At 71.8% G+C, this 14604-nt stretch carries 13 protein-coding genes and 1 pseudogene; 12 read left to right on the top strand and 2 right to left on the bottom strand.

Features of this window, described 5'->3' with window-relative positions; all coding sequences use genetic code 11:
* Positions 1–13 precede the first annotated feature (13 nt).
* The 12 genes and pseudogenes from ACFQZ6_RS00400 to ACFQZ6_RS00345 all read left to right on the top strand — a co-directional run.
* Positions 14–1150, top strand: a complete 1137-nt coding sequence (locus ACFQZ6_RS00400) for an LLM class flavin-dependent oxidoreductase (RefSeq protein WP_381604303.1) — start codon at positions 14–16, stop codon at positions 1148–1150.
* Positions 1147–1692: a GNAT family N-acetyltransferase gene (locus ACFQZ6_RS00395; protein ID WP_381604302.1), complete on the top strand. Its 546-nt coding sequence runs from the start codon at positions 1147–1149 to the stop codon at positions 1690–1692. Before ACFQZ6_RS00400 ends, ACFQZ6_RS00395 begins: the two co-directional genes overlap by 4 nt.
* The gene (locus ACFQZ6_RS00390; protein ID WP_381604301.1) at positions 1689–2645 is read left to right on the top strand and encodes an ABC transporter substrate-binding protein; all 957 of its coding nucleotides are present in this window, start codon (positions 1689–1691) and stop codon (positions 2643–2645) included. Before ACFQZ6_RS00395 ends, ACFQZ6_RS00390 begins: the two co-directional genes overlap by 4 nt.
* A gap of 22 nt (positions 2646–2667) precedes the next feature.
* Positions 2668–3699, top strand: a complete 1032-nt coding sequence (locus tag ACFQZ6_RS00385; RefSeq protein ID WP_381604300.1) for an amino acid ABC transporter permease — start codon at positions 2668–2670, stop codon at positions 3697–3699.
* Positions 3696–4460, top strand: a complete 765-nt coding sequence (locus ACFQZ6_RS00380; protein ID WP_381604299.1) for an amino acid ABC transporter ATP-binding protein — start codon at positions 3696–3698, stop codon at positions 4458–4460. Before ACFQZ6_RS00385 ends, ACFQZ6_RS00380 begins: the two co-directional genes overlap by 4 nt.
* Before the next feature lie 38 nt (positions 4461–4498).
* The gene (locus ACFQZ6_RS00375; protein WP_381604298.1) at positions 4499–5482 is read left to right on the top strand and encodes an ABC transporter substrate-binding protein; all 984 of its coding nucleotides are present in this window, start codon (positions 4499–4501) and stop codon (positions 5480–5482) included.
* 65 nt (positions 5483–5547) lie between these two features.
* Positions 5548–6591 carry an LLM class flavin-dependent oxidoreductase gene (locus ACFQZ6_RS00370; protein ID WP_381604297.1) on the top strand — a complete coding sequence of 348 codons (1044 nt, stop codon included), beginning with the start codon at positions 5548–5550 and terminating at the stop codon, positions 6589–6591.
* A gap of 104 nt (positions 6592–6695) precedes the next feature.
* Entirely contained in the window at positions 6696–7958 is a 1263-nt protein-coding gene (locus ACFQZ6_RS00365; RefSeq protein WP_381604296.1) for a vanadium-dependent haloperoxidase, read from the top strand.
* Positions 7959–8126: 168 nt separating this feature from the next.
* Positions 8127–9329, top strand: coding sequence for an LLM class flavin-dependent oxidoreductase (locus tag ACFQZ6_RS00360; protein WP_381604294.1), 1203 nt, complete (start codon positions 8127–8129; stop codon positions 9327–9329).
* 20 nt (positions 9330–9349) lie between these two features.
* Positions 9350–10723 carry an NtaA/DmoA family FMN-dependent monooxygenase gene (locus ACFQZ6_RS00355; protein ID WP_381604292.1) on the top strand — a complete coding sequence of 458 codons (1374 nt, stop codon included), beginning with the start codon at positions 9350–9352 and terminating at the stop codon, positions 10721–10723.
* Positions 10720–11805: an LLM class flavin-dependent oxidoreductase gene (locus tag ACFQZ6_RS00350; protein WP_381604290.1), complete on the top strand. Its 1086-nt coding sequence runs from the start codon at positions 10720–10722 to the stop codon at positions 11803–11805. Before ACFQZ6_RS00355 ends, ACFQZ6_RS00350 begins: the two co-directional genes overlap by 4 nt.
* 1 nt (position 11806) lies before the next feature.
* A pseudogene (locus ACFQZ6_RS00345) lies at positions 11807–12594 on the top strand (LLM class flavin-dependent oxidoreductase); the annotation flags it as partial.
* A gap of 128 nt (positions 12595–12722) precedes the next feature.
* Here the strand turns inward: ACFQZ6_RS00345 and ACFQZ6_RS00340 are convergent.
* Together ACFQZ6_RS00340 and ACFQZ6_RS00335 are read right to left on the bottom strand one after the other, a co-directional pair.
* A complete protein-coding gene (locus ACFQZ6_RS00340; RefSeq protein WP_381604288.1) occupies positions 12723–13541 on the bottom strand; it encodes an ABC transporter ATP-binding protein in 819 nt (272 codons plus the stop codon).
* The gene (locus ACFQZ6_RS00335) at positions 13528–14580 is read right to left on the bottom strand and encodes a taurine ABC transporter substrate-binding protein (protein ID WP_381604286.1); all 1053 of its coding nucleotides are present in this window, start codon (positions 14578–14580) and stop codon (positions 13528–13530) included. Before ACFQZ6_RS00335 ends, ACFQZ6_RS00340 begins: the two co-directional genes overlap by 14 nt.
* Between the last annotated feature and the right edge of the window lie 24 nt (positions 14581–14604).

Below are 14604 nucleotides of genomic sequence, written 5' to 3'. Positions count from 1 at the left end.
AAAGGCCACGCCCATGCCCGTGGAGTTCCTCGGCATCGCCGCCACCAACGACGGCTCCGAAACCACACCGCGCTCCGGCGCCGCGTTCGACAAGGAGTACACGCTCCGCCTGGCCCGAGCGCACGAGGAGCACGGCTGGGACCGTGTGCTGTTCGCCTACGGATCCGGGTCGCCGGACCCCGCACCGGCCGCCGCGTACATCGCGAGCCGCCTGGACCGGCTCCAGATCCTGCTCGCCCACCGGCCCAACGTCTCGTACCCCACCTTCGCCGCCAAGACCTTCGCCACCCTCGACCAGATCAGCGAGGGCCGCCTGACCGTCCACTTCATCACCGGCGGCAACGACCAGGAGCAGGGCCGCGAGGGCGACACCCTCACCAAGGACGAGCGCTACAGCCGCACCCGCGAGTACATCCGCATCGTCAAGAAGATCTGGACCATCCACGAGCCCTTCGACCACGAGGGCCAGCACTACCGCTTCCACGACTTCGTCAGCGACGTCTTCCCCGTCCAACAGCCCCGCCCCGACGTCTCGTTCGGGGGCTCGTCGCACGCCGCGTACGCCGCGGGCGGCGCGGAGGCCGACATCTACTGCCTGTGGGGCGAACCCCTCGCGAAGACCGCCGAGCAGATCCAGAACGTGAAGGCCGCCGCGAAGGCCGCGGGCCGCACCGACGTGCCGCGCATCCAGGTCGCCTTCCGCCCGATCATCGCCCCGACCGAGGCGCTGGCCTGGGAGAAGGCCCACCGCACGGTCGGCGCGATCAAGGCCCGCAAGGAGAAGGGCGAGGCGATCACCAAGCGTCACAGCGCCCACGCACAGCCGCAGAACACCGGCTCCCAGCGCCTGCTCGCCATCGCCGAGGCGGGGGAGCGCTACGACCGGGCGCTGTGGACGCCGACCGCTGCGGCGACCGGCGGCGCGGGCAACTCCAACGCCCTGGTCGGCACCCCGGAGACGGTCGCCCAGGCGCTCCTCGACTACTACGACCTCGGCGTCGACATCCTCTCCGCCCGCGGCTACGACCTGCTCGGCGACGCCATCGACTTCGGCCGGTACGTCATTCCGATCGTCCGCGAGGAGGTCGCCAAGCGCGACGCCGAGCGGGCGGCGCGCGGGACGCACACCCTCGCGGCGGTGGGCGAATGACCTCCGTGACCCAACGGGTGCCGTCGACGGCGAATGTGACGGTCCTTCATGTCCCCGTCTCCGACCCGCGGGTGAGACCCCTGCTGCGGGAACTCGGCCACGAGTACTCCACGCGCTACGGCAAGGACGCCCACGCCGAGATCTCCCGCTATCCGGACGAGGAGTTCACCGAACCGCACGGCGGCCTGCTGCTGTTGTTGCTGGAGCACGGCGAGCCCGTCGCGGGCGGCGCCTTCCGTCGGTACGACGCGACCACCGCCGAACTGAAGCGGATCTGGACCCACTCCGCCCACCGGCGGCGTGGCCTCGCCCGACGGGTCATCGCCGAGCTGGAACGTGAGGCGGGCACACGCGGCTACCGGCGGATCTACCTCACCACCGGGCCACGCCAGCCCGAGGCCCGCGGCCTGTACCTGGCCACCGGCTACACACCCCTGTTCGACACCGAGGCCGACCCGGAGACCATCGGGCCGCTGCCCTTCGAGAAGCACCTGCCGGTCGAAGCACGCACAGCACGTACGGGAAAGGCAGCCGACCTGTGAACCCTCGCCCCCTCAGAACCCGCCCGCGCATCGCCGCGACCCTCGCGCTGCTGCCCGTACTGGCGCTGACCGCCTGTGGCTCCGGCGACACCTCCGGTGTCACACCGGCGGGCGCCCAGGCGTCCACCACGCCGACCGACGACCCGGTCGCCGCCGTACGCAAGGTCGACTCCGCCGCCGCCCTGCTCCCGGCGAACGTGCGCGAGGCGGGCAGCCTGCGCGTCGGCAGCTCGATCGGGTTCCCGCCCGGGGCGTACTACCCCAACGGCACGGACAAGGCGCCCGCGGGCCAGGACATCGACCTCGCCGACGCGGTCGCCAAGGTGCTCGGCGTGAAGCTGGAGCGGCAGGACGCCTCCTTCGAGACGATCCTGCCCGCCCTGGGCAGCGGTAAGTACGACTTCGGCACCGGCAACTTCGGCGTCACCGCCGAACGCCTGAAGACCATCGACTTCGTCACCTACGTCAACGACGGCCAGGGCTTCGCGGTGAAGAAGGGCGACACCACACTGAAGACCAAGGTCACCGACCTCACCCAGCTGTGCGGGCTGACCATCGGCACCGGCGCCGGCACCACCTTCGAGGCGACCCTCACCGCGCAGAAGGGCGTGTGCGTGAAGGCCGGCAAGAAGCCGTACGACGTGAAGGTCTACGCGGAGAACGCGGCGACCCTCACAGCGCTCCAGCAGGGCCGGATCGACGTGATCATGTCGACCATCAACGGCCTGCGTTACCAGGCGGCCCAGCCCGCCTCCCAGACCACGTTCCTCGGCGAGTTCCACCGCCTCGACGTCGGCTTCGCCTTCAAGAAGGGCTCCCCGCTCACCAAGGCGTTCCAGGCCGCCGTCAACGAGCTGATCAAGGACGGCACGTACGCCCGGATCCTCAAGAAGTGGGGCACCTCCGCCTCCGCGATCGACACGTCGCGGATCAACCCGCCCGAACACACCTGAGAGCGGAGCAGGAACCCTCACGATGTCCACGCCGCCATCCACCACCGACACCGCGCCGCCCGGCGTGGCCGTCCCGGCCACCGGCCCCGGGACGCCGCCCGCTCCGGACGACCCGGCCTCCCTCAAGGTCGTCCCCGCCCGTCACTACGCCCGCTGGGCGGCGGCCGTCGCCGTGATCGTGCTGGTCGCCCAGTTCGTGCACGGGCTGGCCACCAACCCGGTCTGGGACTGGGGTGCCTTCAGCGACTACGTGCTGTCCGAGACGATCGTGCGGGCGGTGTGGGTGACCCTCCAGCTCACCGCGTACGCCACCGTCCTGGGCTTCCTCCTCGGCACCGTCCTGGCCTTCATGCGGCTGTCGCGCAGCCCGGTGCTGCAGACCGTCGCCTGGACCTACATCTGGATCTTCAGGTCCATCCCGATGATCGTCCAGCTGGTGTTCTGGTTCAACCTGAGCGCGCTGTACGAGAGGCTGGGCTTCGGCATCCCCTTCGGCCCGGTGTTCTGGTCCGTCGACAGCAACAGCATCATCGGCACCATGGGCGCGGCCGTCATCGGGCTGACGCTGCACCAGGCCGCCTACGCCGCGGAGATCGTGCGCGGTGGGGTCATCGCCGTCGACCACGGACAACTGGAGGCGGCTGCCGCGCTGGGCATCCCCCGGCTGCGGCAGATCCGCCGGATCGTGCTGCCGCAGGCCATGCGCGCCATCCTGCCCACGGCAGGCAACGAGATCATCGGACTGCTCAAGGGCACCTCGGTGGTCTATGTGATGTCCATCGGCGAGCTGTTCTACCAGGTGCAGGTGATCTACGGCCGCAACGGCCGGGTGATCCCGCTGCTGCTGGTCGCCACCGCCTGGTACGTGGTGCTGACCTCCCTGCTGTCGGTCGCGCAGTACCACGTGGAGCGCCGCTACGCCCGGGGCGCCAACCGCACCCCGCCGCCCACCCCGCTCCAGCGCGCCCGCCGCTTCGTCCGCACCCTGCGCGGGGCCGCCGCCCAGCGCGACCAGCCCGTCGTACCCCTGAAGACCCTGGGAGACAGCCGATGAGTGAGGTGATGGTGGACGTACACGGCGTCCACAAGAGCTACGGCCCGCTGGAGGTGTTGCGCGGTGTCGACCTGGAGGTCCGCACCGGCGAGGTCACCGTGATCCTCGGCCCGTCCGGCTCCGGCAAGTCCACGCTGCTGCGCACCATCAACCACCTGGAGAAGGTCAACCAAGGCTGGATCAGCATCGACGGTGAGCTGATCGGCTACCGCCGCTCCGGCGACAAGCTGCACGAACTGAAGGAGAAGGACGTTCTGCGGCAGCGCACGAACATCGGGTTCGTCTTCCAGAACTTCAACCTCTTCCCGCACCTGACCGTGCTGGAGAACCTCGTCGAGGCACCGGTCTCCGCCCTGCGCCGTCCGCGCAGGGCGGCGGAGGAGACGGCCCGCCGGCTCCTCGACCGGGTGGGCCTCGCCGACAAGGCCGACGCCTACCCCAGGCAGCTCTCCGGCGGCCAACAGCAGCGCGTGGCCATCGCCCGCGCGCTCGCCCTCGAACCGAAGGTGCTGCTCTTCGACGAGCCCACCTCGGCACTCGACCCGGAACTGGTCGGCGAGGTCCTCGACGTCATCAAGGACCTGGCCCGCACCGGAACCACCATGATCGTCGTGACCCACGAGATCGGCTTCGCCCGCGAGGTCGCCGACACCGTGGTGTTCATGGACGGCGGTGTCGTCGTGGAGCAGGGCCCGCCCGCGGCCGTCCTGGACGACCCGCACCACGAGCGGACCCGCGCCTTCCTCTCGAAGGTCCTCTGACCACCCCTCATCCCCTCCCCCAAGCAAGGAGCACGACCATGTCCACCTCGATCACCCGCCGCACCGCCGCAGCCGCGCTCGGACTCGCCACCGCCGTCGTCCTCGCCGCGTGCAGCAACCCCGACGACGGCGGCACGACCGAGGTCGCGGCCGCGTCGGGCGGCAAGACGAAGATCAACATCAGTGCCGACCAGAACCGCGTCACCACCGACAAGGTCGACTCCATAGCCGCCGAGGTCCCCGAGAGGATCCGCAAGAGAGGCACCCTGGAGGTCGTCGACTCCTCCGGCTCCGCCGCGCCCCTGACCTTCTTCGCCACCGACAACAAGACCGTCATCGGCGTCGAGCCCGACATCGCCTCTCTGGTCGCCGACGTGCTCGGCCTCAAGCCGCACATCAACCCGGTCTCCTGGGAGAACATCTTCGTCGGCCTGGACAGCGCCAAGTACGACGTCGGCTTCAGCAACATCACCGTCACCGAGGAGCGCAAGGAGAAGTACGACTTCGCCAACTACCGTGAGGACAACCTGGGCTTCGAGGCGAAGAAGGGCAGCGGCCTGAAGATCACCGGGCCCGCGGACGTGGCGGGCAGGACGGTCGCCGTGAGCAGCGGCACCAACCAGGAGAAGCTGCTCATCGAGTGGAGCAAGGAGAACGAGAAGGCCGGTCGCGAGCCGGTGAACATCAAGTACTACCAGAACGACAGCGACACCTACCTCGCGCTCCAGTCCGGCCGCATCGACCTGTACCTCGGGCCCAACCCGACCGCCGCCTACCACGCGGCCACCACCGGGAAGACGGAGGTGGTCGGCACGTACTCCGGCGCCGGTGCCACCCTCCAGGGACTCATCGCGGCCACCACCAAGAAGGACAGCGGGCTGGTGAAGCCGCTCGCCGACGCCCTCAACCACGTCATCGACAACGGCACGTACGCCCAGGTGCTGGAGCGCTGGGGCCTGTCCGACGAGGCCGTGACCAGGTCCGAGATCAACCCGCCCGGCCTGCCCAGGACCAACAAGTAGCCGACCCGGGGGTGCGCGGGCCGTACGACGCCCGCGCACCCCGCCTTCGTACAGTACACGAGGCCATGCCCCGCGCACTCCACCTCTCCCTCGCACTCGACGGGACCGGCCACCGCCCCGCCGGGTCCCTCCCCGCCGCCCACTGGACGGACCTGATCAGCCTCGCCGAGCAGGGCGCCCTGGACTTCGTCACCGTCGGCGACCATCTCGCGCCACCACCCGACGACAGCGCCGACCGCATCGACGCGGTCGCCGCCCTCACCCACGTCGCGCCCCTGACCAGAAGGATCGGTCTGGTCCCGACGGTGACCACCACCGACCCCTTCCGCGCCTCCACCGCCCTGGCCGCCCTCGACCACGTCAGTGACGGCCGGGCCGGGTGGCTCGTCGACGTCTCCCACTCCGAGGCCCCCGCAGCCGAGCTGTGGGCCGAGGCGACCGACGCCGCCGAGGTCGCCGTCCGGCTGTGGGACAGCCGGGAGGACGACGCGGAGACCCGGGACGCCGCCACCGGCCCGTTCGTCGACCGCGACCGGTCGCACCACCTCGACTTCGAGGGCCCGCACGTCTCAGTCCGCGACCCGTCCACCGTTCCCCGCCCACCCCAGGGGCGACCGCCCCTCGCCGTCGCCCTCGACGTGCACGACTCGGACGGGCAGTGGGAACTGGCCGCGAGCCACGCCGACGTCGTACTCCTGGACGCCGATCAGCCCTCCACGGCCTGGCTCGCCCGCGGGGCGCTGCTGCGCCAGGCGGCGGAGGCCGGACGTGCCGCGGAGGCGCTCCGGGTACTGGTACGCGTCGCGGTCGATCTCGGGGGCGGCACCGAACCCGGCGCCCTCCCACCCGCCGAACTGCGCTTCACCGGCGCCGCCGCGGATCTCGCCGGTCTGCTCGCCGACTGGCACGAGAGCACCGGCGTCGACGGCTTCCACCTCCTCCCGACCTCGGCCCCCACCGGTCTGCCCGCCGTGGTCCACGACCTCGTCCCGGCGCTGCGCGAACGCGGCCTGTTCCGCGCCGACTACACCGGCCGCACCCTCCGCGACCACCTCGGCCTGCCCCGCCCCGCCCGCCGACACGACCGAGACACGGAGGCGACCCGATGACGCGCACCACGACGACCGCCACCCCACCACCGAGATCACCCCGCCGCTCACTCCCCGGCGGCAACGACACCACCGGCCGTCCGCCCGTCCGCGAAGGAGCACGCGTGAACCCGTTCAGAACCCGTCACCCCGTCCTGGTGGCACTGGGCTCGGCCGTCCTGCTGGCCGCCTCCGTCACCGTCCCGTCCGCCGCCGCGGCGGCCGTGGTGGAGGAGCAGCCGCGCTCGTCCGTCGCGCTCGACTGGTACGACACGACAGCGGCCGTCATCGCGGCGGACGCCGCCCCCACGCAGATCACGAACAGCCGTACCTGGGCGATCAGTTGGCTCGCCGCGGCCCGAGCCACCCGCGGGGTGCCGTCCGGCGTCGACCGGGGCGACTTCCAGGACGCGGCCCTGGCGTCCGCCGTACACGACGCCCTGGTGGCGCTGGTCCCCTCCCACACTCAGGAACTGGACGCCGCCCTGCGCACGACGCTCCAGGGCGTTCCCGACGGACCGGCCGAGTCGGAGGGCGTGGCGGCCGGTGCCCGCGAGGCGCGGCTGGTGCTCGCCGCCCGCGAGGGTGACGGCCTCGACCCGGCCTCGGTGAACGCGCCGTTCACCGTCCCACCGGCGGCCCCCGGAGTGTGGCAACCGACCCCGCCCGCCTACGCCCCCGCCGCGCAGTACGGCAACCGGATCGCCCGTCCCTTCCTGCTGGACAGCCCCGACCAGTACCGGCTGCCCGCACCGCCCGCCCTGGACTCCGCGCGTTACCGCGCCGATCTGGCCGAGGTCCGTGCCTACGGGGCCGTGGACAGCACCGTACGCACCCGACAGCAGACGGAGACCGCCACCTTCTGGCTGGGTTCCTCACTGACGCTGTACACCGAGCCACTGCGGGTGGCCCTCGCCCGGTCACCGCGTTCCAGCGCCGTACGGGCCAGGCTGGTGGCCCTGTTCCACGTCGCCCTGGTGGACACGCAGATCGCCACCTCCGACAGCAAGTACACCTATCTGCGGTGGCGCCCGGTCACGGCCGTCCGTACCGGTTCGATCGCCCCCGACCCCGCATGGACACCGCTGCACACCACACCGGCCCACCCCGACTACCCCAGCGGCCACAACACGTACGCGGGCGCCGCGGAAGCGGTCCTGTCGGCGCTCGTCGGGCCCCGCACGGCGCCCTTCCAGCTGACCAGCCCCACCGCCCCCGGAGTGACCCGCACCTACACCTCCTGGAGCCGACTGTCCCAGGAGAACGTGGACGCCCGCGTGTACTCCGGCATCCACACCCGCTCGGCCGACGAGGCCGGTCTCGTCCTCGGCGAGCGGGTGGCGACGCACGCCCTGCGCGACGCCGCGCGCCTGTTCGGCCCGCTGTGAGCGGCACCGGCACCAGGCGCGGCAGGGTGTCCCTTCCCGGCCCCCCGTAGACCCGCAGCGCGCGGCCAGCGCGCTCCGTTGCTCCCGCCCGTCCCTCCACCGCCGTCGCCCCCTCGTGCTCAAGGGGGCCGGGGTTCTCGTCACGGACTTCCAGGAAGGCACCCACTCGTGTCCTCGACACCTCCTCCTTCCCTGCACCTTGCCGTCGCCCTGGACGGCACCGGCTGGCACCCCGCCTCGTGGCGCGAGCCGGTGGCCCGCCCGCGCGACCTGTTCACCGCCGGATACTGGGCCGATCTGGTCGCCGAGGCCGAACGCGGCCTGCTCGACCTCGTGACCATCGAGGACGGCCTCGGCCCGCAGTCCTCGCACTTCCTGGACCCGGACGAACGCACCGACCAGGTCCGTGGCCGCCTCGACGCCGTCCTCATCGCCTCCCGCGTCGCACCGTTGACCCGGCACATAGGTCTGGTGCCGACGGTGGTCTCCACCCACACGGAGCCGTTCCACATCTCCAAGGCGATCGCCACCCTCGACTACGTCAGCGCCGGCCGCGCCGGCTTGCGCGTGCAGATCACCGCCCGCCCGAACGAGGCCGCGCACTTCGGCCGCCGCACCATCCCGCGCATCGAGGCGTACGACCACCCGGCCAGCCGCGAGCTGGTGGCCGACCTCTTCGACGAGGCCGCCGACCACGTGGAGGTGGTGCGCCGCCTGTGGGACAGCTGGGAGGACGACGCCGAGATCCGGGACGCCGCGACCGGCCGCTTCATCGACCGCGACAAGCTGCACCACATCGACTTCGAGGGCCGGCACTTCAGCGTCAGGGGCCCCAGCATCACGCCCCGCCCGCCGCAGGGCCAGCCGATCGTCAGCGCCCTCGCCCACGACACCATCCCGTACCGCCTGGTGGCCCGCGCCGCCGACATCGGCTACGTCACCCCGCACGACGCCGACGAGGCCCGCGCCGTCGTCGCCCGGATCCGCGCCGAGCAGGATGCCGCGGGCCGAGCCGCCGAACCCCTCCACGTCTTCGGCGACCTGGTCGTCTTCCTCGACGACGACCCGGCCGCCGCCACCGTCCGCCGGGAACGGCTCGACGCGCGCGCGGGACAGCCGTACACGAGTGACGCCCCCGTCTTCACCGGCACGCCCTCCGAACTCGCCGATCTGCTCCAGGTGCTGCACGGAGCCGGACTGACCGGCTTCCGGCTGCGCCCCGCCGTGCACGGCCACGACCTCCCGGCGATCACCCGGCGCCTGGTCCCCGAACTCCAGCGCCGGGGCGTCTTCCGCCGCCGCTACGAGGCCGACACCCTGCGAGGCCTGCTGGGCCTGGCCCGCCCCGCCAACCGCTACGCCGCCGCCTGAGCCGGAAGGGTCCCCGACCGATGACCAAGCCGTTGAAGCAGATCCATCTGGCCGCCCACTTCCCGGGCGTCAACAACACCACCGTGTGGAGCGACCCGCGCGCCGGAAGCCACATCGAGTTCGACTCCTTCGTCCACTTCGCGCGGACCGCCGAACGCGCCAAGTTCGACTTCCTGTTCCTCGCCGAGGGACTCCGGCTGCGTGAGCAGGGCGGGCGGATCTACGACCTGGACGTCGTCGGCCGCCCCGACACCTTCACCGTGCTCGCCGCGCTCGCCGCCGTCACCGAGCACCTCGGCCTGACCGGCACCATCAACTCCACCTTCAACGAGCCCTACGAGGTCGCCCGCCAGTTCGCCAGCCTCGACCACCTCTCCGGCGGGCGCTCCGCCTGGAACGTCGTCACCTCCTGGGACGCCTTCACCGGCGAGAACTTCCGCCGCGGCGGCTTCCTGCCGCAGGAGGAGCGCTACTCCCGCGCCAGGGAGTTCCTCGCCACGGCGAACGAGCTCTTCGACTCCTGGCACGGCGACGAGATCCTCGCCGACCAGGAGACCGGCACCTTCCTGCGGGACGCCAAGGCCGGAGCCTTCGTCCACACCGGGCAGCACTTCGACATCCACGGGCAGTTCAACGTGCCGCGCTCCCCGCAGGGCCGCCCGGTGATCTTCCAGGCCGGCGACTCCGAGGAGGGCCGCGAGTTCGCCGCCTCCGAAGCCGACGCGATCTTCAGTCGGCACGCCACCCTCGCAGCGGGCCGGGCCTTCTACACCGACGTCAAGAAGCGCCTCGCCAAGTACGGCCGCCACCACGACGAGCTGCTGATCCTGCCCGCCGCCACCTTCACCCTCGCCGACACCGACGCCGAGGCGGAGGAACTGGCCAAGGAGGTGCGCCGCCAGCAGGTCAGCGGCGCCACCGCCCTCAAGCACCTGGAGTTCGTCTGGAACCGGGACCTGTCCTCCTACGACCCGGACGGGCCGCTCCCCGACATCGACCCGGAGGTCAGCGACCGGCACATCTCCCAGGGCCGCGCCCAGGTCCGCATGTACCGCGACCCGCTGGCCACCGCCCGCGAGTGGCGTGAGCTGGCCGCCGCGAACAACTGGTCCATCCGCGACCTGGTCATCGAGACCGGCAACCGGCAGAACTTCATCGGCTCGGCCGAGACGATCGCCCGCACCCTCAACGAGTTCGTGCAGGCCGACGCCAGTGACGGCTTCGTCCTCGTCCCGCACATCACCCCGACCGGCCTCGACGAGCTCGCCGACAAGGTCGTCCCGCTGCTCCAGGAACGAGGCGTGTTCCGCACGGAGTACGAGGGCCCGACCCTGCGCGACCACCTCGGCCTGGCGCACCCCGACGACGTCCGCGACGAACGGGCGGCGTCGTGAGGTTCCTCGCCATCACCCTGATCGTGCACCGGCCGGACCCGATCACCGGCGTGCACAAGACGACCCAGGACCGCTTCCGTGAGGTCCTCGACAACGCCCTGCTCGCCGAGGAACTCGGCTTCGACGGCTTCGGCGTGGGGGAGCGGCACGAACGGCCCTTCATCTCCTCCTCGCCGACCGTCGTCCTCAGCCACATCGCGGCACTGACCCGACGCATCCGGCTGTTCACCGCCGTGACCACCCTCAGCCTCCTGGACCCGGTGCGCGCCTACGAGGACTACGCCACCCTCGACCACCTCTCCCGGGGACGGCTGGAGCTGATCATCGGCAAGGGCAACGGCACCGCCCAGCGCGAGCTGTTCCACGTCACTCCCGAGGACCAGTGGCACCGCAACGCCGAGGGCTACGAGGTGTTCCGGCAGCTCTGGCGGCAGGACAAGGTGACCGCGGCGACCCGCTTCCGTCCGCCGCTGCGGGACGCCGAGGGGTGGCCACGGCCCTACCAGCGGCCCGTCCGGGTCTGGCACGGCAGCGCCACCAGCAAGGAGTCGGTGGACCTGGCCGCCCGCTACGGCGACCCCCTGTTCTCGGCGAACGTCACCCACCCCATCGAGCCGTACGCCGAGCTGATCAGATACTACCGCGAGCGCTGGGCGTTCTACGGCCACGACCCCGCCAGGATCGCGGTCGGTGCCGGCACGGCCGGGCTCCTCGTGACCCGCACCTCCCAGGAAGCGCTCAGGGCGTACCGGCCGATCTTCGAGTCGACGCTCGCGTTCCAGCGGCAGTTCGGCCTCCCGGTGGTCTTCGAGACCGTGGAGGACTTCGTCGAGCGCAGCTCCGCCCTGATCGGCAGCCCGCAGCAGGTCATCGACAAGGTGCACCGCTACCACGAGCGGTTCGGGCACACGGTGCTCCATCTGCACGCGGACGCCAACGGGTTGACGGACGCCCAGCACCGCGCCTCGCTCCAGCTCTTCCAGTCCGATGTCGCCCCGGTACTGCGCCGCGACATTCCGGACCCGCCCTTCGCCTGGGGGCCGGTCCCGCCCGTCACCGAGGACGAGCCCACCCACGCCTGACATCCCCCTCGGCGTCCTCGACCTGGTGCCGGTACCGTCCGGCTCGACGGCCGCCGACGCCCTGCGCAACTCCATCGACCTGGCACAGCAGGCCGAGCGCTTCGGGTACGCCCGGTACTGGCTCGCCGAGCATCACCTCAACCCGGGTGTCGCGGGCACGTCCCCCGCGGTCGTCCTCGCCCTGACCGCCTCCGCCACCTCCACGATCCGGCTCGGCTCCGGCGCCGTACAGCTCGGTCACCGCACCGCGCTGAGCACCGTCGAGGAGTTCGGCCTGATCGACGCCCTGCACCCCGGTCGCCTCGACCTCGGCCTGGGCCGCTCGGGCGGTCGCCCGCCGGGACGACCGACCGCATCCCGTGCGACCGTCAACCCCGTCCTCGACGGGCCCCGGGCGAACCGCAGCCCCCGCGCGCCCGCGACCTCGGCGCTCTGGCCGCCGCCGCTGATGTCGTCGATCTGCTCGGCGTAGTCCTGTGACTCGGCGCCGGGCAGCAGAAGCAGCCTGCGCCGCAAGGCGATGCGGGGTGAGCCGAGGAGGCGTTCGAAGGTGAAGCGGGGCGGAGTCAGGAGGCCGTTCACGTCAGCCCCGCCACCGTGCTGGAGGTCGTGGACGGCTACCGGGCCTTCTTCCAGCCCTCCGACTCCCTCGACGAGCCGTACGTCAGTGTCTCGGCCGACGTGGTCGTGGCGGAGGGCGAGGAGACGGCCCACGAGCTCGCCACCGGCTACGCGGCCTGGGTCCGCAGCATCCGCACCGCCGAGGGCGCCATCGAGTACCCGACGCCCACGCCGACCGGGTGCGGTCGTACGAACTGCTCGCGCGGGAGTGGAGCCGGAGGTGAGCGGGGGAGGCCGGGCGTGCGGCAGACCGCCGCCGGGCGCCCTGCGCGCGGTCCGGCGTCCCCTCAGAGGGGTCAGACCGCCGCGGCCACCTTCACGGCGTGGGAGACCTGCGCGCGCAGCTCGGCGAACTCGCGGGAGCCGCGCAGCTCCTCGGCGTCGACGTCACCGCGCGGCAGGGTGATCGGCAGGTCCAGGGCCACGGTGCCCGGGCTCCTGGTCAGCACCACGATGCGGGAGCCGAGGAACACCGCCTCCTCCGCCGAGTGCGTCACGAACACTGCGGTCCGCCCGCTTCGTTCGGTCACCCGGCGCACGTCCTCCTGAAGCCGCTCCCGGGTGAGCGCGTCCAGCGCCGCGAACGGCTCGTCGAGCAGGAGGAGCGGGTTGTCGGCCGCGAGGGCCCGGGCGATGGCGACGCGCTGCTGCTGACCGCCGGAGATCTCCCACACCCGCCGCTTCTCGGTGCCCTCCAGACCGACCCGGGCCAACAACTCCGCGCGCCGCTCGAGCCGTTGAGCGCGGTCCACACCCGCGTACCGCAACGCCAGGTCGATGTTGCCCCGCACGGTCCGCCACGGGAACAGCCGCGGCGTCTGGAACACCACCCCGGCCGCCGTGCCGGGCCGCGGTTCGGCCCCGGAGACGCGCACCGAGCCGTGCGTGGGCCGCTCGAACCCGGCGATCAGCCGCAGCAGCGTGCTCTTGCCGCAGCCGGAGGCGCCCACCAGGACCAGGAACTCCCCGGCCGGAACGGTCAGGTCGACCGGCCCGACGGCGGTGAAGGCGCCCCCGCCCCGGCCGTACTGGTGGGTGACGTGGTCGAGACGGACGGATCCGGCGGGCGGCGAGTCGGCCTCTTGCGCGGTCTGGGCCAGCTCACCTGAGGACATCGGACAGCCCCTTGAGATAGAACGCCTCGCGGACGACGTCCTCGGGCGGTGCGGCGTCGATCTGCTTCTGGTCGGCCAGGAACCGACCGGTGTCGGTCACGTACGTGAGCAGCTTGCCCGGACTGCCCTCGGTGCCCAGCCAGTCGCCGGAGACCACCTGCTCCGGGGTGAGGAACATCCCCTGCGCGAGCTGTGCCCTGGCATCCGCGACGCTGATGCCGAGTTCGGCCGCGACGGCCCCGACCGAGCCGTCCGGATCGGACTTGAGCAGGCGCAGTGCCTCGGCCTCCGCCGTGCGCCAGGCATCGATCGCTGCCGGGTCCCTGGCGATCAGATCGTCCGACACGACGGCCAGGTCGAGCGTCGGCTTGCCCGCCGCGCCGATGTCCTTGCTGCTGGTGAGCTGGGTGCCGGTCGCCCGCAGCTCGTCCAGGGTGGGCAGCCAGACGTAGGCGGCGTCGATGTCGCCCCGCTGCCAGGCGGCGAGGATCGGCTGGGGCTGCAGGTCAATGAGCTGGACGTCGGACGGCTTGAGGCCCGCCGTCTCCAGCGCCGCCAGCAGACTGTAGTGCGAGGTGGAGGCGAAGGGAGTGGCTATCTTCTTGCCCTTGAGCCCGGCCACGTCGGTGACGCCGGTGGCCTTGCGCGCCACCAGGGCCTCGTTCTCACCCGCGACGTCGAGGATCCACGCGACCTTGTAGGGGATGGGCGAGCTGCCGGACACCCCCCGGGCGAACGGGCTGGAGCCCAGCGCGGCGATGTCGAGGGACTTGCCGAGGAACGCCTGGTTGACGCTGGCGCCGGAGTCGAACTTGATCCAGGTGATCTCGTACTCCGGCAGCGCCTTCTCCAGCAGTCTCCTCCTCTTCACGATCAAGTCGCCGCTGGGGAAGGCGAAGTAGCCGATGCGCAGCCGCTTCGAGCCCCCGGACGTCGACGCGTCACTGTCGGAGGAGCAGCCGGTGACGGCGGTGGATACGGCGGCCAGGGCGCCGGCGAGCAGGAGACGGCGGGACGGGCCTTGGGGGAGACGGGGCATGGCGGAGCCGTTTCTGTGCAAGGG

It is taken from the genome of Streptomyces flavalbus (assembly GCF_042674625.1).
Lineage (GTDB): Bacteria > Actinomycetota > Actinomycetes > Streptomycetales > Streptomycetaceae > Streptomyces > Streptomyces flavalbus.
The sequence above is the reverse complement of the archived record's forward strand: the minus strand, read 5'-3'. Positions and strand labels throughout refer to the sequence as shown.

Excerpts from the sequence above, each read along its gene's own strand:
- ACFQZ6_RS00355 (WP_381604292.1), top strand. The coding sequence starts at position 9,350 with ATGACCAAGCCGTTGAAGCAGATCCATCTGGCCGCCCACTTCCCGGGC.
- ACFQZ6_RS00400 (WP_381604303.1), top strand. The coding sequence starts at position 14 with ATGCCCGTGGAGTTCCTCGGCATCGCCGCCACCAACGACGGCTCCGAA.
- ACFQZ6_RS00335 (WP_381604286.1), bottom strand. The coding sequence starts at position 14,580 with ATGCCCCGTCTCCCCCAAGGCCCGTCCCGCCGTCTCCTGCTCGCCGGC.
- ACFQZ6_RS00375 (WP_381604298.1), top strand. The coding sequence starts at position 4,499 with ATGTCCACCTCGATCACCCGCCGCACCGCCGCAGCCGCGCTCGGACTC.
- ACFQZ6_RS00380 (WP_381604299.1), top strand. The coding sequence starts at position 3,696 with ATGAGTGAGGTGATGGTGGACGTACACGGCGTCCACAAGAGCTACGGC.
- ACFQZ6_RS00340 (WP_381604288.1), bottom strand. The coding sequence starts at position 13,541 with ATGTCCTCAGGTGAGCTGGCCCAGACCGCGCAAGAGGCCGACTCGCCG.
- ACFQZ6_RS00395 (WP_381604302.1), top strand. The coding sequence starts at position 1,147 with ATGACCTCCGTGACCCAACGGGTGCCGTCGACGGCGAATGTGACGGTC.
- ACFQZ6_RS00370 (WP_381604297.1), top strand. The coding sequence starts at position 5,548 with ATGCCCCGCGCACTCCACCTCTCCCTCGCACTCGACGGGACCGGCCAC.
- ACFQZ6_RS00385 (WP_381604300.1), top strand. The coding sequence starts at position 2,668 with ATGTCCACGCCGCCATCCACCACCGACACCGCGCCGCCCGGCGTGGCC.